The organism is Pseudomonas sp. IT-P260, from assembly GCF_949768395.1.
Taxonomy (GTDB): domain Bacteria; phylum Pseudomonadota; class Gammaproteobacteria; order Pseudomonadales; family Pseudomonadaceae; genus Aquipseudomonas; species Aquipseudomonas parakoreensis.
Genome location: NZ_CATKPO010000005.1, coordinates 68,485 through 89,559 on the forward strand (window position 1 = coordinate 68,485; position 21,075 = coordinate 89,559).

Annotated in this window: 15 protein-coding genes; 9 read left to right on the forward strand and 6 right to left on the reverse strand. The window is 60.7% G+C overall.

The window, feature by feature from the left end; genetic code table 11:
- Positions 1-89: 89 nt before the first annotated feature.
- Positions 90-1,019, reverse strand: coding sequence for a LysR family transcriptional regulator (locus tag ACM6HV_RS04130; RefSeq protein ID WP_041075049.1), 930 nt, complete (start codon positions 1,017-1,019; stop codon positions 90-92).
- Between the two features lie 157 nt (positions 1,020-1,176).
- On the opposite strand from ACM6HV_RS04130, the gene ACM6HV_RS04135 reads away from it, so the two are divergent.
- Positions 1,177-2,406: an acyl-CoA dehydrogenase gene (locus ACM6HV_RS04135; protein WP_414903582.1), complete on the forward strand. Its 1,230-nt coding sequence runs from the start codon at positions 1,177-1,179 to the stop codon at positions 2,404-2,406.
- 60 nt (positions 2,407-2,466) lie between these two features.
- On the opposite strand, the gene ACM6HV_RS04140 is transcribed toward ACM6HV_RS04135, so the two are convergent.
- From ACM6HV_RS04140 to xthA, 3 genes are all read right to left on the reverse strand, one after another.
- Positions 2,467-3,651 carry a delta-60 repeat domain-containing protein gene (locus ACM6HV_RS04140; protein ID WP_145596610.1) on the reverse strand — a complete coding sequence of 395 codons (1,185 nt, stop codon included), beginning with the start codon at positions 3,649-3,651 and terminating at the stop codon, positions 2,467-2,469.
- A 154-nt stretch (positions 3,652-3,805) separates the two neighbouring features.
- On the reverse strand, positions 3,806-5,140 hold the full coding sequence (locus ACM6HV_RS04145; protein WP_414903583.1) for a substrate-binding domain-containing protein: 1,335 nt from the start codon (positions 5,138-5,140) through the stop codon (positions 3,806-3,808).
- Positions 5,141-5,383: 243 nt separating this feature from the next.
- Positions 5,384-6,196 carry an exodeoxyribonuclease III gene (xthA, locus tag ACM6HV_RS04150; protein ID WP_131670132.1) on the reverse strand — a complete coding sequence of 271 codons (813 nt, stop codon included), beginning with the start codon at positions 6,194-6,196 and terminating at the stop codon, positions 5,384-5,386.
- Positions 6,197-6,498: 302 nt separating this feature from the next.
- On the opposite strand from xthA, the gene ACM6HV_RS04155 reads away from it, so the two are divergent.
- The 7 genes from ACM6HV_RS04155 to ACM6HV_RS04185 all read left to right on the forward strand — a co-directional run bounded on the left by ACM6HV_RS04155 (position 6,499) and on the right by ACM6HV_RS04185 (position 17,722).
- Positions 6,499-7,149, forward strand: coding sequence for a GNAT family N-acetyltransferase (locus ACM6HV_RS04155; protein WP_086794616.1), 651 nt, complete (start codon positions 6,499-6,501; stop codon positions 7,147-7,149).
- A 66-nt stretch (positions 7,150-7,215) separates the two neighbouring features.
- Positions 7,216-8,943 carry an autotransporter assembly complex protein TamA gene (locus ACM6HV_RS04160; RefSeq protein WP_414903584.1) on the forward strand — a complete coding sequence of 576 codons (1,728 nt, stop codon included), beginning with the start codon at positions 7,216-7,218 and terminating at the stop codon, positions 8,941-8,943.
- The gene (locus ACM6HV_RS04165; RefSeq protein WP_414903585.1) at positions 8,940-12,614 is read left to right on the forward strand and encodes a translocation/assembly module TamB domain-containing protein; all 3,675 of its coding nucleotides are present in this window, start codon (positions 8,940-8,942) and stop codon (positions 12,612-12,614) included. The genes ACM6HV_RS04160 and ACM6HV_RS04165 overlap by 4 nt, the downstream gene beginning before the upstream one ends.
- Before the next feature lie 264 nt (positions 12,615-12,878).
- Positions 12,879-13,361, forward strand: a complete 483-nt coding sequence (locus ACM6HV_RS04170; protein WP_041073261.1) for a MarR family winged helix-turn-helix transcriptional regulator — start codon at positions 12,879-12,881, stop codon at positions 13,359-13,361.
- A complete protein-coding gene (locus ACM6HV_RS04175; protein ID WP_414903586.1) occupies positions 13,351-14,820 on the forward strand; it encodes an efflux transporter outer membrane subunit in 1,470 nt (489 codons plus the stop codon). The genes ACM6HV_RS04170 and ACM6HV_RS04175 overlap by 11 nt, the downstream gene beginning before the upstream one ends.
- Before the next feature lie 14 nt (positions 14,821-14,834).
- Positions 14,835-16,037 carry an efflux RND transporter periplasmic adaptor subunit gene (locus ACM6HV_RS04180; RefSeq protein ID WP_414903587.1) on the forward strand — a complete coding sequence of 401 codons (1,203 nt, stop codon included), beginning with the start codon at positions 14,835-14,837 and terminating at the stop codon, positions 16,035-16,037.
- Positions 16,038-16,192: 155 nt separating this feature from the next.
- Positions 16,193-17,722, forward strand: coding sequence for a DHA2 family efflux MFS transporter permease subunit (locus ACM6HV_RS04185; RefSeq protein ID WP_414903588.1), 1,530 nt, complete (start codon positions 16,193-16,195; stop codon positions 17,720-17,722).
- A 125-nt stretch (positions 17,723-17,847) separates the two neighbouring features.
- Here ACM6HV_RS04185 and lpxH read toward each other — a convergent pair whose 3' ends face one another.
- Positions 17,848-18,600, reverse strand: a complete 753-nt coding sequence (gene lpxH / locus ACM6HV_RS04190) for a UDP-2,3-diacylglucosamine diphosphatase (RefSeq protein ID WP_414903589.1) — start codon at positions 18,598-18,600, stop codon at positions 17,848-17,850.
- Complete coding sequence (locus ACM6HV_RS04195) at positions 18,597-19,103, reverse strand: peptidylprolyl isomerase (protein ID WP_134785991.1); 507 nt, start codon at positions 19,101-19,103, stop codon at positions 18,597-18,599. Before ACM6HV_RS04195 ends, lpxH begins: the two co-directional genes overlap by 4 nt.
- Before the next feature lie 251 nt (positions 19,104-19,354).
- Between ACM6HV_RS04195 and ACM6HV_RS04200 the strand changes: the two genes are divergently transcribed.
- Entirely contained in the window at positions 19,355-21,055 is a 1,701-nt protein-coding gene (locus ACM6HV_RS04200) for a glutamine--tRNA ligase/YqeY domain fusion protein (protein ID WP_047291683.1), read from the forward strand.
- Positions 21,056-21,075: the final 20 nt, after the last annotated feature.

Genomic DNA, 21,075 nt, shown 5'->3' on the forward strand with positions numbered 1-21,075 from the left:
AGCAGGCTCGCTCCCACAGGATCAGTGGCGTGCACAAGTCCATGTGGGAGCGAGCCTGCTCGCGAAGAACGAAAACGCGGTAGCCAGCCTTACACCTTATCGAGCTTCTTCTCCTGCGCCGCCACTTGCTGGCACAACTCGATGATCTGCTCGCGCATCCAGCGGTTGGCTGGGTCTTGGTCGGTGCTCTCATGCCAGTAAAGGTGAGTCTCCACCGGCGGCACATCGTTGACTGGAAGGTTGAACGCATGCAAATCGTTGCGCCGGGCAAAACGCTCGGGCACGGTCATGACCATATCGGTCTGCTGCATGACCTGCGATGCCATCAAATAATGCTGCGAGCGCAGGGCGATCTTGCGCTGAATGCCCATTTTCCCCAGGGACAGATCGACATAGCCCAGACCGCTGCGGCGACTGGAGATGTGGATATGCGTCAGCGACAGGTAATCGTCGAGGCTGAGTTTTTCCTTGCCCGCCAGCGGATGGCCCTTGCGCATCGCACAGACGTAACGGTCTTCCATCAGCTTGACGTGACGCACTTGCGGATCGGTATTGAGTGGCGCGTCGACGGCGAAATCCAGACGTCCGGCCGCCAGTTCCTTGGTGGTTTCACGGCGTTTGGACAGGAAGCTCTCGATGATCACCGTCGGCGCCAGACGCCGCAAACGCTGGAACAGCGGCGGCAGAATCACCGCCTCCGTCAGGTCGGTCATGCTGATGCGGTAAGTCTTCACCGCCTGCGCCGGGTTGAAAATTCGGCTCTCTTGGACCGACACCCGCAGTAACGACAGCGCGTTGCGCACCGGGCCGATGATGTTCTGCGCCATCGGCGTCGGCACCATGCCCTGAGCGGTGCGCACGAACAGCGGGTCATTGAAGGTTTCGCGCAACCGCGCCAGTGCGTTGGATACCGCCGGCTGGGTGATGCCGACAATCTGCCCGGCGCGGGTCAGGTTGGCTTCGGTGTAGATCGCGTCGAAGACGATGAAAAGGTTGAGGTCGACCTTACTCAGATTCATTACGCGGCTTCTCTTGTTCTAGGGGCTGACGATCAGCGGATCATATATCGGTGATGAATGTTTATACACGCCGAGAATAGGCTAGGTAAATTATCAGCGCTGTTCTAGCATCGATTGCATGATCTGAACAACCTCTGCCCATAGAAGGTAATTGCTCATGGATTTCGCTTATTCGCCCAAGGTGCAAGAACTGCGTGAGCGCGTGACCGCGTTCATGGACACTTACGTTTACCCGGCCGAAGCCGTGTTCGAACGCCAGGTTGCCGAGGGCGATCGCTGGCAGCCGACCGCGATCATGGAAGAACTCAAAGCCAAGGCTAAAGCCGAAGGTCTGTGGAACCTGTTCCTGCCGGAGTCGGAACTTGGCGCCGGCCTGACCAACCTGGAATACGCACCGCTGGCCGAGATCATGGGCCGTTCGCTGCTCGGGCCGGAGCCGTTCAACTGCTCGGCGCCGGACACCGGCAACATGGAAGTGCTGGTGCGCTACGCCAACGAAGAACAGAAACAGCGCTGGCTCGAACCGCTGCTGCGCGGCGAGATCCGCTCGGCGTTCGCCATGACCGAACCGGACGTGGCCTCGTCTGACGCGACCAACATGGCCGCCCGTGCCGTGCGTGATGGCGACGAGTGGGTGATCAACGGCAAGAAGTGGTGGACCTCCGGCGCTTGTGATCCGCGTTGCAAGATCCTGATCTTCATGGGCCTGAGCAACCCCGACGCACCGCGCCATGCCCAGCACTCGATGATCCTCGTGCCGGTCGACACCCCCGGAGTGAAAATCGTCCGTCCGCTGCCGGTGTTCGGTTACGACGATGCACCGCACGGCCACGCCGAAGTGCTGTTCGACAACGTGCGCGTGCCGTACGAAAACGTCCTGCTCGGTGAGGGACGAGGCTTCGAAATCGCTCAGGGTCGCCTTGGCCCGGGCCGGATTCACCACTGCATGCGTTCGATCGGCATGGCCGAGCGCGCACTGGAATTGATGTGCAAACGTTCGGTGAGCCGCACCGCGTTCGGCAAGCCGTTGGCGCGTCTGGGCGGCAACATCGACAAGATTGCCGACTCGCGGATGGAAATCGACATGGCGCGCCTGCTGACCCTGAAAGCCGCGTACATGATGGACACCGTCGGTAACAAGGTGGCGAAGAGCGAGATCGCGCAGATCAAGGTTGTCGCGCCGAATGTCGCGCTGCGGGTGATCGACCGGGCGATCCAGATCCATGGCGGGGCCGGGGTGTCGAACGATTTCCCGCTGGCCTATATGTACGCCATGCAGCGCACCCTGCGCCTGGCCGATGGCCCGGACGAAGTGCACCGCGCAGCGATCGGCAAGTTCGAGATCGGCAAGTATGTGCCGAAGGAGATGCTGCGCACGGGTGGTTAATGAAATTGCGCCAGTACAGGGATGTAACTGGCGCAATGTTCTTGAGAGTCAAAAACGCTGTCAGCGCTGTATGCCGTAGAGCACCGAGTTCGAAGGTGTTGAGGATTTCCCTGCGATGATGAAGCGCTCAGGTTGCATCACGATATCGTAGGGAATTCCGGTAAGTCCCCTGGACCAGCCGTTATTGCCAAAACGGGTATCGAACGAACCGTCTTCATTCAGTCTTCCCCAAAACATTTGCAGCGGAGAACTTACGTCCCAACCCGCAGCAATGATTTTTCCGTCTTCAGGTTGTACGGCCACTGCGGATAACGTCCCATTGTAAGACGCGACTTCAATCAGAACTTCCTTGCCGCCATTAAATGTCGGGTCGGGACGACCGTCCGTTTCAAAACGCATTATCAATGCTTGGTAATTTCCGATGCGTCCTGCACACAGCAGTTTGCCGTCCGGGAGGGCGATAAGCTTTTGAAGGTCGTACGAACCGCCTTCAGGTCCTAGAGATACAAGTCCGTCATCACCGAAAGTCTTGTCCAGTTTGCCATTGCTCAAGTAACGCGTCAGGACGATACGCGAGCCCGCTGGCAGTTTCACGTAGTTGGCACCCACAACGATCTTGTCATCCGGTTGAATGGCGATACTCACCATGCGGTTGATGTCGTTTCCCCAGTTGATATTGATGTGGCCTTGGTCGCCAAAGCTTGTGTCGAGGCTGCCGTCTGCATGAAAACAGGTCAACTGACCCTTGTCGTGCATCAGGTTGTCCTTGGTTCGCTGGCTGAGGATCAGGATCCGTCCATCTTCAAGCACACCTCCATCGCTGGGGTCGCCGTTGGAGGATATGGCCGGGCGAGGTACCAGAACAGGTTGGAACACCAGATCCGGACTTCCGTTCTCGTTTAGCCGCTTGGCGGCAGGTGTTCCCTCGGCGCCTGTCAGTGCATCGCCGAAGATCGTTATTTTTTTGTCGCGCGCCACCAGACGAACGGGTTCGGAATTTTGATTCTCTTTGAACTGCCCGATGACCATGCCTTCGTTGCCGAAGGAGGTGTCGGGCTGTCCGTCTGGGAATATTCGGTGGATGTGATAAGAATTCTGAGTGTGTACTGCGTAGACCAGATTTCCGTCGAGTTGATCGACTACGCAGTAGGTGACTGCGTTTGTCGGGCCAAAAATGATCCCGTTTGTACCGAAGCCTGTGTCCAGATCGCCAGGTTTTTTTGGCATCGAGCTTTCAGTGTTCATGACTTATCCTTGAATATCACCCTTGGCACTGACGGCACCTGCTTGGCGGGTTTTAACAGGTCAGTAAGTGATGCCGATTTTAGGCACGAAGCAATCGCTCACACACCTGTCAACTCTGACAGTATGCGGGGGCCGTTGGACAGGTCTGAGACCGTCAATAAACCCAAACCTCAACCCGCCGATTCTTGATCCTGCCTTCATCCGCACTGTTCGCCGCCACCGGCATCAGCGCGCCAAAACCGCGCACCTCGCGCATCACCACGCCGTTCTTCACCAACTCGCGACGCACCGCCATCGCCCGCAGTTTCGACAGCAGGTCGGCGCGTGCCGGGTCATCTTTCTCGTCGCCAAACCCCACCAGCGTCACCGCGCGCTCGGTCTTGTCGTGGCGCTTTATATAGTCGAGCACCCGCGCCAGGTCCTGCCGCGCCTTGTTGTCGAGGCTGGCGCTGCCTTCCTCGAAACGGAAGTTCACCGTCAGACGCTGGGCGTGGCGGCTGAGGGATTGATAACCCTCGGGCATCAGCGCATTCGGGGTGACGGTCATGGCGTGCACGGTCTGGCTGATGAAACCGGTGGCCGCGACAAGCTTCTGGCCCTGTGGGCTTTGCGCAAACGCCACCAGTGCCGATGCCCACGGATTCTGGTTGCTGGGCGGCAGATAAAAGAACAGGCGCCGCGACAGCGGATAGTCCTCGGTGGCAATCAGGCTGTTGAGCGGCAACATCGACTGCGATGCGCCGTCAGCGATGGCCACGGCTTTGGCCTGGCGCACATACGGCAGGCCGATGAAACCGATACCCTGCGGATCGCGGCTCACCGCATCGGACAATTGCTCGCTGGATTCGAAGCGTTTTGCACTGGAACTCAGGTGTTTCCCACGGCGACCCAGTACCAGTTCCTTGAACGTGTCGTAGGTGCCGGACTGATCATCCCGTGCATATAGATGAATCGATCCGCCGTGCCCGCCGAGGTCTTCCCAGGTTTTCACCTCACCGCTGAAGATCCGCGCCAGTTGCTCGGTGTCCAGTTGCTGCAGGGGGTTGCCGGGGTGAAGGATGATCGCCAGGCCGTCGATGGCGATCACTTGCTCGGCCTCAGCGCTTTTCAGGTCGCCGAGCGTTTGCAGGTCGAGCAGTTCGCTGTCCTTGATCGGGCGTGAGGAGGCGGCGAGGTCGGCGCTGGCGGTTTTCAGTGCGGTGAACCCGGTGCTGGAACCGTGGGCGGCGACTTCAATCACCACCCGTTGGCCTTGCGCAGTTTGAGCCACGATGTGTTGTTCGTTGGCGTTGTCGGGGTTTTCGCGGTGAATCTTCAGCAGACCCTGCTCTTGCAGAAAACCTTCGACCAGCGCCGGGCCGAGATCGGCGCCGATGGTGTTGGAACCCTGAATGCGCAATGCCGGGCCGTTTTCGGGGGCGGGCAGGGTGGCGGCACTGACCGTCAGCCATGCACTCGACAGAAAAGCGAACAGAACACGCAGGGTCATGCCGGCACCGAATCAGGCCAAGGGGATTGCCGGGGAGATTAAGTCAGGTGCATGACCAAAACATGACAGGGATCCAATGTAGGAGTGAGTCTGTGGTGAGGGGATTTATCCCCGATGGGCTGCGAAGCGGCCCCGGTTGTACCTGACAAATCGACATGCCGGTTTTGGGGGGGCGGTTTCGCCAACCATCGGGGATCAATCCCCTCACCACAGGCTCACTCCTACAGGGAAAAGCGTTGTGAATCAGCTCAACTCAAGCCAGATCGGCGCATGATCCGACGGCTTTTCCATGCCGCGCAGTTCGTAGTCCACGCCCGCATCCTTGACCCGTGGCAGCAAGCCATGGGAGGCGAGGATCACGTCGATGCGCAGGCCACGTTTCGGTTCATCCTCAAACCCGCGGCTGCGGTAGTCGAACCAGCTGAACATGTCGGTCACGTCCGGGTTGAGGTGGCGGAAGCTGTCAGTCAGGCCCCAGTTTTTCAGGCGGGCCATCCATTCACGTTCTTCCGGCAGGAAGCTGCATTTGCCGGTTTTCAGCCAGCGCTTCATGTTGTCCGGGCCGATGCCGATGTCGCTGTCCTCCGGGGAAATGTTCACATCGCCCATCACCACCAGCGGCTGTTCGTTGTGGAACTGGCTTTCCAGCAGGGTTTGCAGGTCGCTGTAGAAGCGTTGCTTGGCCGGGAATTTGGTTGGATGGTCGCGGCTTTCGCCCTGCGGGAAGTAGCCGTTCATGATGGTCACCGGCACGCCATTGGCGTCGGCGAAGGTGCCCCAGATGAAGCGCCGCTGGGCGTCTTCTTCATCGCTGGCGAAGCCTTTGTGAATCGCGATCGGCTCACTGCGCGAAAGCAGGGCAACGCCGTAATGGCCTTTCTGACCGTGGAAATAAACGTGATAACCCAGCGCACGCACTTCTTCCAGCGGGAACTGGTCGTCGTGGACCTTGGTTTCCTGCAGGCCGATCACGTCCGGCTGATGCTTTTCGATCAGCGCTGCCAGCTGATGCGGACGGGCGCGCAGTCCGTTGATGTTGAAGGAAACGATCTTCATGGTCGGCAGTCCTGGCAAAAGGGCGATGCTAGCTGACATGTGGGATGGGGGCCAGTGTGGGGTGGGAGAAATCATTTTCATCTGTGGGATGTGTAGTGCCTGGACGAGCGACTTCGCGAGCAGGCTCGCTCCCACGGGGGCATTCATTCAAATGTGGGAGCGAGCCTGCTCGCGAAGAGGCCCGCGCAGTCGATGAAGATCCCGAGTTGGTCTATACCTGTGGGGAACTGCGCCACCTGCAACAGGTTCGTACCAACAAGAGCGCAGTCATTCGCGCTGCGCCCCGGGGGAGAATCACCGCCATGCCTGAAACCCAGACTGCCATCGCCGACATCCACATGCTCGACCGCGGTTACTCGCGCGAAGCCCGATCGTTGCTGTATCAGGCCTACCGCCACGAGCCGACCTTCGGTTACTTGTTCGAGGCCGAGCGGCCGGGCTACGAGCAGCGCGTGCGGGCCACGGTGCGTGAGCTGGTCAAGCAGCATTTTCTGCAGGACCTGCCGGCCATCGGTCTGCTGGTCAACGACCGCCTGATCGGGATTGCCCTGATTGCGCCGCCGCAACGGCGTCTGGGGATCACCGAGAGCTGGGCGTGGCGCCTGCGCATGGTGCTCAGCACCGGTTTCCGTTGCACCCGGCGTTATCTGGCCTATCACGATGCGGTGGCGGCGTGCGTGCCCAGCGACTCGGTGCACATGTTGCCGCTGCTGGGAATCCACCCGCAGTTTCAAGGTAAACATTTCGGTGAGCAGTTGCTGACGGCGGTGCACAACTGGTGCGCGGTGGACGAAACCTCGCAAGGCGTCGTACTCGACACCGGCAACCCGCGTTACCTGGAATTCTATAAACGCCAGGGCTACGAAGAGATTGGCGAAGTGGCCGTCGGCCCGGTGCGCGAACATGTATTTTTCCACGCCAATCCGCAGGTGTTACAAACTGCAACAGCATAGCAATCGAACTTCTTCGGAAATTTCCTGTTCTATCACGCTCCCAAGCCCGTGATAGCATCCGCGCCTATGAAGTTTCCAGGAAGATTTACCAGTGGCGTGCTCCTGCTGTTAACCAGCTGCGCGGCGCTGGCGCAAAGTGAATTGGACGTGCGGATCAAACCGTCCAACGACGAACTCAAGGCCAATATAGAAGGCTATATCGGCAGCCTCGGCGATCGTGACGAGCAAGCCTTGCTGCGCTTCAGTCGCGGGGCCGAGGAGCAGGCGCGCAAAGCCGCGCAAGCCTTGGGTTATTACCAGCCGCAGATCGACAGCGATGTGAAGGGCGGTGATAAACCGCGCCTGGTGCTGAACATCGATCCTGGCGAGCCTATTCGTCTGCGCAATGTGACCATCCGCGTCGACGGGCCTGCTGCCTCCCTCAAATCCTTTCGTGTGCCGAGCAGTGACACGCTCAAGTCCGGCGCCGTGCTCAACCATGGGCGTTATGAAGACGCCAAACGCCTGATCCAGAACCAGGCCTCGCGCTTCGGCTTTTTCAGTGGCCATTTCACCAGCCAGAAACTTTTGGTCGACCCGCGTGCCGGGGTGGCCGACGTTGAATTGATCTACGACAGCGGCCCGCGTTATGCGCTGGGCAGCGTCAGTTTCGAGGGCGACACGCCGTTCGACGAAGACCTGCTGCAACGCATGGTGCCGTTCAAGGCTGGCGATCCGTATGACTCCGAGCTGATCGCCGAACTCAACCGCGACTTGCAATCGAGCGGCTATTTCGAAGGCGTGCGCGTCGATGCGGCGCCGACGGCGGCGAAAAACGACGTGATCCCGGTCGACGTCAAACTCGACACGCGCAAGCCACGCACCATGGGCCTGGGCCTCGGTTATTCGACCGACGTCGGCCCACGGATCAAGGCCAACTGGACGCGCCACTGGGTCAACCCGCAGGGCGACAGTTACGGCTGGGAGGCCGAGTTGTCGGCGCCACGGCAGAACGTCGGGTTGTTCTACGACATCCCGCTCGACCCACCGCTGACCGACAAACTGCGCTGGGCCGGTGGTTATCAATTTGAAAACATCGACGGCTCGGACACCCTGAGCAAGCTGCTGACCTTCGGCCCGGAATGGCACAGCAAGTTGCCCAGCGGCTGGCAGCGAGTGATCTCGCTGAAATGGCAGCGCGAAGAATATGAACTCGGCGACGACTCCGGCCTGAGCACCTTGTTGATGCCTGGCATCAGCTATTCGTACCTGAAAAGCGACAACCGCATCGACCCGCACAACGGTTACCGCCTGACCTTCGAAAGCAAAGTGGCGAAGGAGGGCCTCGGTTCGGACAACAACCTTTTATATGGCACGGCGTTGATCAAAGGCCTGACCACGGTGTTCGACAACCACCGCTTCCTCGGTCGGGTGCAGGTCGGCGGCAGCGCCACCAACGGTTACAACTCGGTACCGCCGTCGCTGCGTTTCTTCGCCGGTGGCGATCAGAGCGTGCGCGGTTACGACTACCAGAGTCTGTCTCCGGAAAACTCCGATGGCGACCGCATCGGTGGACGCTACATGGTCGCCGGCAGCGTCGAGTACCAGTATTCGATTGCCGAGAAATGGCGGGTCGCGACTTTCGTCGACCAGGGCAACTCCTTCAACAAACTCGAACTGCCGAACCTCAAGACCGGGGTCGGTATCGGTGTGCGCTGGGTCTCGCCGGTGGGGCCGATCCGCCTCGACCTGGCCCACGCGCTGGACGACGACGGCGGCATCCGGCTGCACTTTTCCATGGGGCCTGAGCTGTGAAGCGTGGTTTGAAAATATCGGCACTGGCGTTGTTGGCGCTGGTGCTGTTGGTTGTATTGAGCATCGCCACTCTACTCGGGACGCAAGCAGGCAGCCGTTGGGCGCTGAGCCTGGTGCCGGGTTTGAGCGTGGAGAATTTCCAGGGTCGTCTCGGTGGCCAATGGAGCGCCGATCATCTGCTGTGGCAGCAGGACAGCAGTCGCGTCGAGCTGAACAAGGCAATCTTCGCCTGGTCGCCGCTGTGCCTGACGCGTATGACCCTGTGCATCGAACAGCTCAAGGCTGATCAGGTCATCCTGCAATTCCCGCCGAGTGAGGAAACCACCGACAGCGGCCCGATTCAACTGCCGGATCTGCAATTGCCGGTGGCCATCGAACTGGGCGACGTGCAGGTTGGCAGCCTGCTGTTCAACGGCAGCGAACAGCTCAAGGGCTTGCAATTGGCGGCGCACTGGACCGCCAAAGGCCTGCAGATCGACAGCGTGAAATTGCAGCGCGACGACCTCAGCCTGAACCTCTCCGGCCTGCTGCAACCGACCGGCAACTGGCCGCTGAACATTGTTGGCGACTTGACCCTGCCGTCACCGGGCACCGGCCCCTGGACGCTGGCGCTGAAGGTTGACGGCGATCTGCTGAAAACCCTCAATCTGCACGCCGATAGCCACGGCTACCTCGACGGCCAGTTGAGCGGCGAACTGCAACCGCTGGCAGAAAACCTGCCGGCCAAGGTGCGCATCACCTCCGAGGCGTTCAAACCCAGCGCCGATCTGCCGGACACCCTGCAACTCAATCAACTGGTTTTGACCGGCGAAGGTGACCTGAAAAACGGTTACCAGTTAAACGGCAATGCCACGCTGCCCGCCGATAAAGGCCCGGTGGCGCTGCTGCTCAAAGGCAAGGTCGACGCCAGTGGCGCGCAGATTGCCGGCCTCGACCTGACGGCTAACGACAAACAAAGCCTCAAACTCACCGGCAGTGTTGACTGGAGCAAAGGCCTCACGGCGCAAGCCAACATCAACTGGCAGGACTTTCCGTGGCATCGGCTCTATAACGAAATCGACGAGCCACAAGTCGCCTTGCGCACCTTCACTGGCGAAGTCTCCTACACCGACGGTCAATACATCGGTAACTTCGCCGCCGCACTGGACGGTCCGGCGGGCGCATTCAGCCTCAGCAGTCCGTTCAGCGGCAGCCTGAAACAGATCGCCTTGCCGCAATTGAAGATGGAAGCCGGGCAGGGCAAGGCTGAAGGGCATGTGAATGTGCAGTTCGCCGATGGCATCGCCTGGGACACCGCGCTGGAGCTCTCGGCGCTGAACCCGGCGTACTGGGTCGCGGAACTGCCTGGCACCCTGGCCGGGCCGCTGAAAAGCCAAGGCGAGATGAAGAACGAACGCCTGAGCCTCACCGCCGACCTCGACCTCAAGGGCAAACTGCGCGGGCAACCGGCCGTCCTCCAGGCCAAGGCTGACGGTGCCGGTGAGCAATGGAACCTCAACGCCCTGCAAATCCGCCTCGGCGACAACAGCATCAGCGGCAAGGGCAGCCTGCTACAGAAACTCACCGGGCAGATCGACATCAAGCTGACGCGCCTGGCCCAGCTCTGGCCGCAGTTGCGCGGGCAGGTCACGGGGCTGGTCAATGTCGCCGGTACGCTGAAGGCACCGCAAGGCAAGCTAGGCTTGCAAGGTTCGCAACTGGCGTTTCAGGACAATCGTCTGCAAAGCCTCAATCTCGACGCCACGCTCGACAGTGCGCAACGGGCAAAGATCGACCTCAAGGGCAGCGGCATTCAGGCCGGTGACACCAACCTCGGTGTGTTGACCGCCAGCGCCCAAGGCGACATCAAGCACCAGAAACTCAACCTCGACCTGCTCGGGCCGAAGCTGAAACTGGCCCTCGGTCTGGACGGCAATCTGGATCAGGGCAACTGGCGCGGACGTTTGGCCAGTGGCGACATTCAGGCCGGCGGCCAGGATTGGAAACTGCAGAACCCGGCCAGACTCGAACGCCTCGCTGACGGCAGGATCAACTTCGGCGCGCATTGCTGGATGTCCGGCAATGCCAGCCTGTGCGGCGAAGATCAGCGCCTGCTGCCGGAGCCGAAACTGCGTTACCACCTCAAGCAGTTCCCGATCGAAAGCCTCGCGCAATGGTTGCCGAAAGACTTTGCCTGGCAGGGCAAGCTCAACGCCGATCTGCAACTGGACCTGCCAGCCAGCGGCCCGAACGGCGTGGTCAGCATCGACGCCAGCGGCGGCACCTTGCGCATGAAGGAAAAGGATCAGTGGCTGGACTTCCCGTACCAGACCCTGAAGCTCACCAGCAAACTCACACCCAAGCGCGTGGACACCGAACTCAACTTCGTCGGCGGCAAACTCGGTGAGTTGATGGTGCAGGCGCAGCTCAATCCGCTGCCGAAAAACAAACCGTTGAGCGGCTCTTTCCGCCTGAGCGGACTGGACCTGTCGGTGGCGCGGCCGTTTGTGCCGATGGTCGAAAAACTCACCGGACGCCTCAACGGCAGCGGCACGATTTCCGGCGGGCTGCTGGCGCCGCTGGTCAACGGCACGGTCAAACTCAGTGACGGTGAAGTGTCCGGCGCCGAGCTGCCGATGGAGCTCAAGGACCTGCAACTGCAAGCGGTGATTGCCGGGGAATCGGTACGGCTGGACGGCGGCTGGAAAAGCGGCCAGACCGGCCAGGGCAGCCTCAACGGCAATGTCGCCTGGGGGCAGGCGCTGATGGTTGATCTGGCGCTCAAGGGCACGCAACTGCCAGTCACTGTCGAGCCATACGCTAAACTCGAAGTGGCGCCGGACCTGAAGATTTCCATGGCCGGCGACGAGCTGAAAATTGCCGGCAAGGTCCAGGTGCCCAGAGGCGAAATCACTGTGCGCGAACTGCCGCCATCGACGGTGAAAGTCTCCGATGACACGATCATCGTCGGGGCACAGACCGAAGAGGGCAAACCGCCGCTGGCCATGAAGATGGACATCGACGTGGTGGTCGGCGAAGACAAACTGAGCTTCGCCGGGTTCGGCCTGACCGCCAACCTGCAAGGTCACGTGCACATCGGCGACAACATGGACACCCGTGGCGAGCTGTGGCTCAACGACGGTCGTTACCGCGCCTACGGCCAGCGCCTGAACGTGCGCCGTGCGCGACTTTTGTTTGCCGGCCCGATCGATCAGCCGTATCTGGACATCGAAGCGATCCGCCAGACCGACGACGTGATTGCCGGTATTCGCCTGAGCGGCAGCGCCGAGCAACCGACCACGCAAATCTTCTCCGAACCGGCGATGAGTCAGGAACAGGCCTTGTCCTACCTGGTACTGGGGCGTCCGCTGAGCACCAACGGCGAAGACAACAACATGCTCGCGCAAGCAGCATTGGGGCTGGGCTTGATGGGCAGTTCCGGGGTCACCAGCGGCCTGGCCAAGGACCTGGGGATTCAGGATTTCCAGCTCGACACCCAAGGCAGCGGCAACACCACCAGCGTGGTCGCCAGCGGCAACATCTCCGAGAAGCTCAGTTTGCGTTACGGTGTTGGCGTGTTCGAGCCGGCCAACACCATTGCGCTGCGCTACAAGCTGAGCAAGAAGGTCTATGTCGAAGCGGCCAGTGGCGTGGCGAGTTCGCTGGATATTTTCTACAAGCGCGATTTCTAGAGCGCACCTGTTTATTTGAACCAAGGCGCGGCCTTCGCGAGCAGGCTCACTCCCACAGGGGATTTCCATCAGACGCGAAATTTGCGTCGCGCGGAGATCCTGTGGGAGCGAGCTTGCTCGCGGAGGCGTCCGCCTGTGCAACACAAAAACCCAGTCCGTTGGTCAACTAATTACAAAGCAACCTAACTATTGCGTTGACATTCGCTGCCTAGGCAGTAACATCTCGACATACATTCACTGCCTAGGCAGTTATTAGGTGAGCACATGAAGCATTTCACCCCGGACGAATTCAAACATTGCCATCTCGGCCTGTTGCTGGGCCGCGCCGCGTTGCTCAAGGACCGGATCATCGACACCCACATGGAACCCCACGGCATCACCGCCGCGCAGTTCAAGGTGTTGATCATCATGGCCCAGTACGGCGTCGACACGCCGGCCGAGCTGTGCCGGCACCTGTCGCTGGACAGCGGTTCGATGACGCGCATGCTCGATCGTCTGGAGCAGAAAGGCTTCCTGGTTCGCCAACGCAGCGAAGGCGATCGCCGTCAGGTGCAGCTCAAGCTCACCGAGCAGGGCCAGCAACTGGCCGATCGCCTGCCCTATATCGGCGCCGATGCGATGAATGAACTGGCCGGCGCCATCTCTCGCGAAGAGCTGAAAACCCTGGAATACATCCTCAAGAAAATCCTGCTGGCAGCCGGTGACCCGATCACTATCCAGCGCTTAGGTGAACATAATGAGCGGTAAAACCTTGCGCAGCAGCCTGACCCTGCTGCTGTCGGCGATGATCCTCGCCGGTTGCGCCAACTACAGCGGCCTCGACACTCAAGGCCAACGCCTTGATGCGAAAAGCCTCAACGCCAGCCAATCCCTCAACGGCGTGACCCTGTCGCCGGCCGCCTGGCCGAAAAGCGACTGGTGGACCAGCCTCGGCGATCCACAACTCGACGGGCTGATCCGCGAAGCGCTGCACGACAGCCCGGACATGCAGATCGCTGCCGCCCGCGCGCATCAGGCCAGCGCCGCCGCGTATGCCGCCGATGCCGAACGCTATCCGACCCTCGACGCCAGCGCCGGCATCAGCCGTTCACGCCTGGCCAAGGATCAGGACCCGCGAGGGCAGGGCGATGCCTACGCGACGGTGCGTAACGTCAGCGCCGGCTTCAACTACAACTTCGACCTGTGGGGCGGCCAGCGTGATGCCTGGGAAGCTGCACTCGGTCAGGCCCGCGCCGCTGAAGTCGATCGTCAGGCAGCGCAATTGACTCTTGCTGCCGATGTGGCCCGCGCCTACAGCGATCTGGGTCAGGCGCACATCGTCTACGACCTGGCCAGCGACGATCTCAAGCGCACCAAACAGATGCTCGATCTGAGCCAGCGTCGCTTGAGTGCCGGTATCGACAGCCAGTACCAGTTCCAGCAAACCCAAAGCCTTGAGGCCAGCTCCGAAGCCAGCCTGATCGACGCGGAAAAACGCTTGAACAGCGCGAAAATCGCCTTGGCCGTGTTGCTCGGCAAAGGCCCGGATCGCGGCAATGAAATTGCTCGGCCGAAAGTCTTGCAAGCCAGCGCCGTGGCGGTGCCGTCGGTGCTGCCGGCGGAGCTGCTGGGTCGGCGTCCGGATCTGGTCGCTGCGCGTTGGCGCGTGGAGGCTGCGAGCAAGGACATCGACTCGGCGAAAACCCGCTTTTATCCCAACTTGAACCTCACGGCCTCGGCCGGTGCCGAATCTTTGTTGGGTGACGCGATGTTCGGGTCGGCCAGTCGTTTCTTCAGCATCGCCCCGACCATTTCGGTGCCGATCTTCGACGGCGGGCGCCTGCGCGCCAACCTCGATGCGCGTGACGCCGATTACGATCTGGCAGTGGCGCAGTACAACAAAAGCCTGGTGAAAGCCCTGGGTGATGTCAGCGACACGATCAACCAGTTGCGTGACATCGGCCGGCAGATCGGCGCGCAACAACACGCTACCGAGATTGCCCAGGATTCTTACAACACCGTCGTCCAGCGTTACGGTTCCGGCATCGGCAACTACCTGGACGTGCTCAGCATCGAGCAGCAACTGCTGCAGGCCCAGCGTCAGCTGGCCAACCTCAATGCCGAGCAGATCGACCTGTCGATTCAACTGATGCAAGCGCTGGGCGGCGGCTTTCAGGGTGAAACCCTGACCGCAGCCAACGCCACCCCAGCCACGTCGCACAACTAATTCAGGTATTTGTCATGGCCACTGCCGAAAACACCCAAACTCAAGCCAACACGCCCGACACTGGCAATCCACGCAAGCGCAAATTCATGCTGCTGGTGCTGGCCATCGTGGTCCTGCTCGCCGGGGCTGGCGTCTGGGCGTATCACGAATTCATCGGGCGCTTCAACGAGAGCACCGACGACGCCTACGTCAACGGCAACGTCGTTGAGATCACGCCGCTGGTGACCGGCACCGTGGTCAGCATCGGCGCCGACGATGGCGATCTGGTTCACGAAGGGCAGGTGCTGATCAACTTCGACCCGAACGACGCTGAAGTCGGCCTGCAAAGTGCCCAGGCGAAACTGGCGCGCACCGTGCGTCAGGTGCGCGGGCTGTACAGCAACGTCGATGGCATGAAAGCCCAGGTCAACGCGCAACAGGCCGAAGTGCAGAAGGCCCAGGACAACTACAACCGTCGGAAAAACCTCGCTGCTGGCGGGGCGATTTCCCAGGAAGAGCTGTCCCACGCTCGCGACGACCTGACCTCGGCGCAAAACGCCCTGGCCAACGCCAAGCAGCAACTGAAAACCACCAGCGCGCTGGTCGATGACACCGTGGTCTCGTCGCATCCGGACGTGATGCAGGCCGCTGCTGAACTGCGTCAGGCTTACCTGACCAACGCCCGCAGCACCCTGATCGCGCCGGTTACCGGTTACGTCGCCAAGCGCACTGTGCAGCTCGGTCAGCGCGTACAGCCGGGCACCGCACTGATGGCGGTGATTCCGCTGGATCAACTGTGGATCGACGCCAACTTCAAGGAAACCCAACTGCGTGACATGCGCATTGGTCAACCGGTGGACATCGAGTCCGACATCTACGGCAGCAGCGTGAAATACAGCGGCACCGTCGACAGCCTCGGCGCCGGTACCGGCAGCGCGTTCGCTCTGTTGCCAGCGCAGAACGCCACCGGTAACTGGATCAAGATCGTGCAGCGTGTGCCGGTGCGGATTCACATCAACGCCAAAGAACTGGCCAAGCACCCGCTGCGGGTCGGGCTGTCGACCAACGTTGAAGTGAACCTGCACGACCAGAGCGGTCCGGTGCTGGCCCAGCAACCGCCGCAAAAGGCCTCCTTCAGCACTAACGTCTACGACCGCCAACTGGCTGAAGCCGACGCGATGATTGCGCAACTGATCCACGACAACAGCGCTGCGGTGAGCAAGACCGCGCAACGCTGAATCTTTCCCCTGTGGGAGCGAGCCTGCTCGCGAAAGCGGTGTGTCAGACAACTTCTATGTTGAATGTCAGTCAGCATTCGCGAGCAGGCTCGCTCCCACAAGGGCTGCTGTGTCTGTAACAGACAAGGCGTCAACCCGGTTTCATAGGATTCACAATGAGCAATAACGCCTCTTTCACGCCGCCCAGCCTGTTGCTCAGCACCATTGGCCTGTCGCTGGCGACGTTCATGCAAGTGCTCGACACCACCATCGCCAACGTGGCGCTGCCGACGATCTCCGGCAACCTCGGCGTGAGTTCGGAGCAGGGCACCTGGGTGATCACCTCGTTTGCCGTAAGCAACGCCATCGCGCTGCCGCTGACCGGCTGGCTCAGTCGGCGTTTTGGCGAGGTGAAGCTGTTTTTGTGGGCCACCATTCTGTTCGTGCTGGCCTCGTTTCTCTGCGGTATCTCGACGTCGATGCCGGAACTGATCGGCTTTCGCGTGCTGCAAGGCCTAGTGGCCGGCCCGCTGTACCCAATGACGCAGACGTTGTTGATTGCCGTGTATCCGCCCGCGAGGCGCGGCATGGCTCTGGCATTGCTGGCGATGGTCACGGTGGTCGCGCCGATTGCCGGGCCTATTCTCGGTGGCTGGATCACGGACAGCTACAGCTGGCCGTGGATCTTCTTCATCAACGTACCGATCGGCATCTTTGCGGTGATGGTGGTGCGTTCGCAGCTGGCCAAGCGTCCGGTGGAAACCAGTCGGCAGCCGATGGACTACGTCGGTCTGATCACGCTGATCATCGGCGTCGGCGCGTTGCAGGTCATCCTCGACAAGGGCAATGACCTGGACTGGTTCGAGTCGAACTTCATCATCATCGGCGCGGCGATTTCGCTGATCGCCCTGGCGGTGTTCGTCATCTGGGAAATGACCGACCAGCACCCGGTGGTCAACCTGCGCCTGTTCGCCCATCGCAACTTCCGCATCGGTACGCTGGTGCTGGTGCTGGGTTACGCCGGGTTCTTCGGCATCAACCTGATCCTGCCGCAGTGGCTGCAAACCCAGATGGGCTACACCGCGACCTGGGCCGGTCTGGCCGTGGCGCCGATCGGTATTCTGCCGGTGCTGCTGTCGCCGTTTGTCGGCAAGTACGCGAACAAGTTCGACCTGCGCCTGCTGGCCGGTCTGGCGTTCCTCGCGATTGGCTTGAGCTGCTTCATGCGCGCCGAGTTCACCAACGAGGTGGACTTCCAGCACATCGCCCTGGTGCAGCTGTTCATGGGTATCGGCGTGGCGCTGTTCTTCATGCCGACCCTGAGCATCCTCATGTCCGACCTGCCACCGAGCCAGATCGCCGACGGCGCAGGCCTGGCGACCTTCCTGCGCACCTTGGGCGGCAGCTTTGCGGCATCGTTGACCACGTGGATCTGGATCCGCCGCGCCGATCAGCATCATGCATACATGAGCGAAAGCATCAGCACCTATGAGCCGGCGACCCGCGAGACCTTGAATCATTTGGGCGGCGCGAGCCAATCGGCGTACGCGCAGATGGATCAGATCCTCACCAGCCAGGCGTACATGCTCTCCACCGTGGATTACTTCACGTTGCTGGGCTGGGGGTTCATGGGGCTGATTCTGATTGTGTGGCTGGCGAAGCCGCCGTTTGCCGCAAAAGCAGGGCCGGCCGCCAGCGGTCACTGATCTGCAACGCGATTCAATGTGGGAGCGAGCCTGCTCGCGAATGCAGTGTGTCATTCAGCACTGAGGTGTCTGATACACCGCTTTCGCGAGCAGGCTCGCTCCCACATTGGTTTTTTGTTTGGTCTTTAGATGGTGGGGGCCGGCAGGGCCGGCGGCGGGGCGAAGTCGAACGGCGCCAAGGCAAACCCGTTCTCATCCACCTGCAGCGCCCAGCCCTGACGATCCCAATCCCCCAGCACAATCCGCTTCGCCGCCTGCTCACCAAGCTGCAGCTTGTGGATTGCCGGACGATGGGTGTGGCCGTGAATCAGGGTTTTCACCCCATATTCCTGCATGATCCGCGGAACTTCGTCCGGCGTGACATCGACAATGTCGTTGGCCTTCATCCGCGTCTGCGCACGGCTTTCGCTGCGCAGCTTGCGCGCCAGTTTGTGGCGGGTACTCAGTGGCAGGTGGCGCAGGATAAACAGCGTGATCGGGTTGCGCAGGTAGCGCCGCAGCTTCATGTAGCCAACGTCGCGGGTGCACAGGCTGTCGCCGTGCATCAGCAGCACCGGCTCGCCGTAGAACTGCACGACACTCGGGTCCTTCAACAGCGTGCAGCCGGCTTCTTTGCAGAAGGCCTTGCCGAGCAGGAAGTCGCGATTGCCGTGCATCAGAAAGATCGCCGTGCCGCTGTCGCTCAATTGGCGCAGGGCCTGGCAGATGGAACGCTGGAAGGGCGTCATGGCGTCGTCGCCAATCCACGCTTCGAAGAAGTCGCCGAGAATGTACAACGCACTCGCCGAGCGGGCGCGTCCGGCGAGCAAATCCAGAAACGCCCGGGTGATGTCCGGGCGCTCCTCTTCCAGATGCAAATCTGAAATCAGCAATATCACGCTTCGATGATCTCGGCTTTCTCGATGATCACGTCGTCTTTCGGCACGTCCTGGTGACCGGCCTTGGAAGTGGTGGCCACGCCTTCGATCTTGTCGACGACGTCGGTACCGGCAACCACTTTACCGAACACGGCATAACCCCAGCCCTGAGCGGTCTTGGCGGTGTGGTTGAGGAAGCTGTTGTTGGTGGCGTTGATGAAGAACTGCGCCGAGGCCGAATGCGGGTCCATGGTGCGGGCCATGGCCAGGGTGTACTTCTCGTTCTTCAGGCCGTTGTCGGCTTCGTTCTGGATGCTGGCGCGCTTGTCTTTCTTTTCCTGCATGCCAGGCTGGAAACCGCCGCCCTGTATCATGAAACCCTTGATCACACGGTGAAAGACTACGTTTTCGTAGTGACCGGCCTTAACGTATTCAAGGAAGTTGGCAACGGTGATCGGCGCTTTTTCAGCGTCCAGTTCGATGACGATGTCGCCGTAGTTGGTGGTCAGTTTGACTTGAGTCATGATCGCTACTCTTTATAAGGAATTCGTGGTTCTGGGACATTCAGCCCCGCAACCGGTTCAGCCTGCATCGGCCAAGGTGCGCAGTTTAGCGTGACAGGCGCGAATTTCGAGGCTGTTTTTCCAAAACCCGTCGATTAAATGCACGCCTTTATAGGCCGCGCTCTGTCAGCCCCTTGACAGCATCGGCTATGATAGCGGCTTTGTTTTGTCTGGCCCCCTTTGCGGCCGCGCACATGTAAGTCAAGGATCCTATGAGCAAGCCCACTGTCGACCCTACCTCGAATGCCAAGTCCGGCCCTGCCGTGCCGGTCAATTTCCTGCGGCCGATCATCCAGGCAGACCTGGACTCGGGCAAGCACACCCAGATCGTCACCCGTTTTCCGCCTGAGCCCAACGGCTACCTGCACATCGGCCACGCCAAGTCGATCTGTGTGAACTTCGGCCTGGCCCAGGAGTTCGGCGGCGTCACGCACCTGCGTTTCGACGACACCAACCCGGCCAAGGAAGACCAGGAATACATCGACGCCATCGAATCCGACGTCAAGTGGCTGGGCTTCGAGTGGTCCGGCGAAGTGCGTTACGCCTCGCAGTATTTCGACCAGTTGCACGACTGGGCGGTGGAGCTGATCAAGGCCGGCAAGGCCTACGTCGACGATCTGACCCCTGAGCAGGCCAAGGAATACCGTGGCAGCCTGACCGAGCCGGGCAAGAACAGCCCGTTCCGCGACCGTTCGGTGGAAGAGAACCTCGACTGGTTTGCGCGCATGCGCGCCGGTGAGTTCCCGGACGGTGCCCGCGTGCTGCGCGCGAAGATCGACATGGCCTCGCCGAACATGAACCTGCGCGACCCGATCATGTACCGCATCCGCCACGCCCATCACCACCAGACCGGTGACAAGTGGTGCATTTACCCGAACTACGACTTCACCCACGGTCAGTCGGACGCCATCGAAGGCATCACCCACTCGATCTGCACCCTGGAATTCGAAAGCCATCGTCCGCTGTACGAGTGGTTCCTGGAAAACCTGCCGGTGCCGGCCAACCCGCGCCAGTACGAGTTCAGCCGCCTGAACCTGAACTACACCATCACCAGCAAGCGCAAGCTCAAGCAACTGGTCGATGAAAAGCACGTCAATGGCTGGGACGACCCGCGCATGTCGACCTTGTCGGGCTTCCGTCGCCGTGGCTACACGCCGGCGTCGATCCGCAACTTCTGCGACATGATCGGCACCAACCGTTCCGACGGCGTGGTCGACTTCGGCATGCTCGAGTTCAGCATCCGTCAGGACCTGGACGCGAACGCCCCGCGCGCCATGTGCGTGCTGCGCCCGCTGAAAGTCGTGATCACCAACTACCCGGAAGGTCAGGTCGAAAACCTCGAACTGCCGCGTCATCCGCAGAAAGAAGAACTCGGCGTGCGCCAGCTGCCGTTCGCCCGTGAAATCTACATCGACCGCGATGATTTCATGGAAGAACCGCCAAAGGGCTACAAGCGCCTGGAGCCGAACGGCGAAGTGCGTCTGCGCGGCAGCTACGTGATCCGTGCCGACGAAGCGATCAAGGACGCCGACGGCAACATCGTCGAACTGCGTTGCTCGTACGACCCGGACACCCTCGGCAAGAACCCTGAAGGCCGCAAGGTCAAGGGCGTGATCCACTGGGTGCCGGCGGCTGCCAGCATCGAGTGCGAAGTGCGCCTGTACGATCGCCTGTTCCGTTCTCCGAACCCGGAGAAGGCCGAAGACAGCGCGAGTTTCCTTGACAACATCAACCCTGACTCACTGCAAGTGCTGACCGGTTGTCGTGCTGAGCCATCGCTTGGCAACGCACAGCCGGAGGACCGTTTCCAGTTCGAGCGCGAAGGCTACTTCGTTGCCGACATCAAGGACTCGAAACCAGGTCAGCCGGTATTCAACCGTACCGTGACCCTGCGTGATTCGTGGGGCCAGTGATTCGCGTCAAGGAAATATAA

Excerpts from the sequence above, each read along its gene's own strand:
- ACM6HV_RS04175 (WP_414903586.1), top strand. The coding sequence starts at position 13,351 with ATGAGCGGTAAAACCTTGCGCAGCAGCCTGACCCTGCTGCTGTCGGCG.
- ACM6HV_RS04200 (WP_047291683.1), top strand. The coding sequence starts at position 19,355 with ATGAGCAAGCCCACTGTCGACCCTACCTCGAATGCCAAGTCCGGCCCT.
- ACM6HV_RS04180 (WP_414903587.1), top strand. The coding sequence starts at position 14,835 with ATGGCCACTGCCGAAAACACCCAAACTCAAGCCAACACGCCCGACACT.
- ACM6HV_RS04145 (WP_414903583.1), bottom strand. The coding sequence starts at position 5,140 with ATGACCCTGCGTGTTCTGTTCGCTTTTCTGTCGAGTGCATGGCTGACG.
- ACM6HV_RS04185 (WP_414903588.1), top strand. The coding sequence starts at position 16,193 with ATGAGCAATAACGCCTCTTTCACGCCGCCCAGCCTGTTGCTCAGCACC.
- ACM6HV_RS04140 (WP_145596610.1), bottom strand. The coding sequence starts at position 3,651 with ATGAACACTGAAAGCTCGATGCCAAAAAAACCTGGCGATCTGGACACA.
- ACM6HV_RS04170 (WP_041073261.1), top strand. The coding sequence starts at position 12,879 with ATGAAGCATTTCACCCCGGACGAATTCAAACATTGCCATCTCGGCCTG.
- ACM6HV_RS04155 (WP_086794616.1), top strand. The coding sequence starts at position 6,499 with ATGCCTGAAACCCAGACTGCCATCGCCGACATCCACATGCTCGACCGC.
- ACM6HV_RS04195 (WP_134785991.1), bottom strand. The coding sequence starts at position 19,103 with ATGACTCAAGTCAAACTGACCACCAACTACGGCGACATCGTCATCGAA.
- ACM6HV_RS04130 (WP_041075049.1), bottom strand. The coding sequence starts at position 1,019 with ATGAATCTGAGTAAGGTCGACCTCAACCTTTTCATCGTCTTCGACGCG.
- xthA (WP_131670132.1), bottom strand. The coding sequence starts at position 6,196 with ATGAAGATCGTTTCCTTCAACATCAACGGACTGCGCGCCCGTCCGCAT.
- ACM6HV_RS04135 (WP_414903582.1), top strand. The coding sequence starts at position 1,177 with ATGGATTTCGCTTATTCGCCCAAGGTGCAAGAACTGCGTGAGCGCGTG.
- ACM6HV_RS04160 (WP_414903584.1), top strand. The coding sequence starts at position 7,216 with ATGAAGTTTCCAGGAAGATTTACCAGTGGCGTGCTCCTGCTGTTAACC.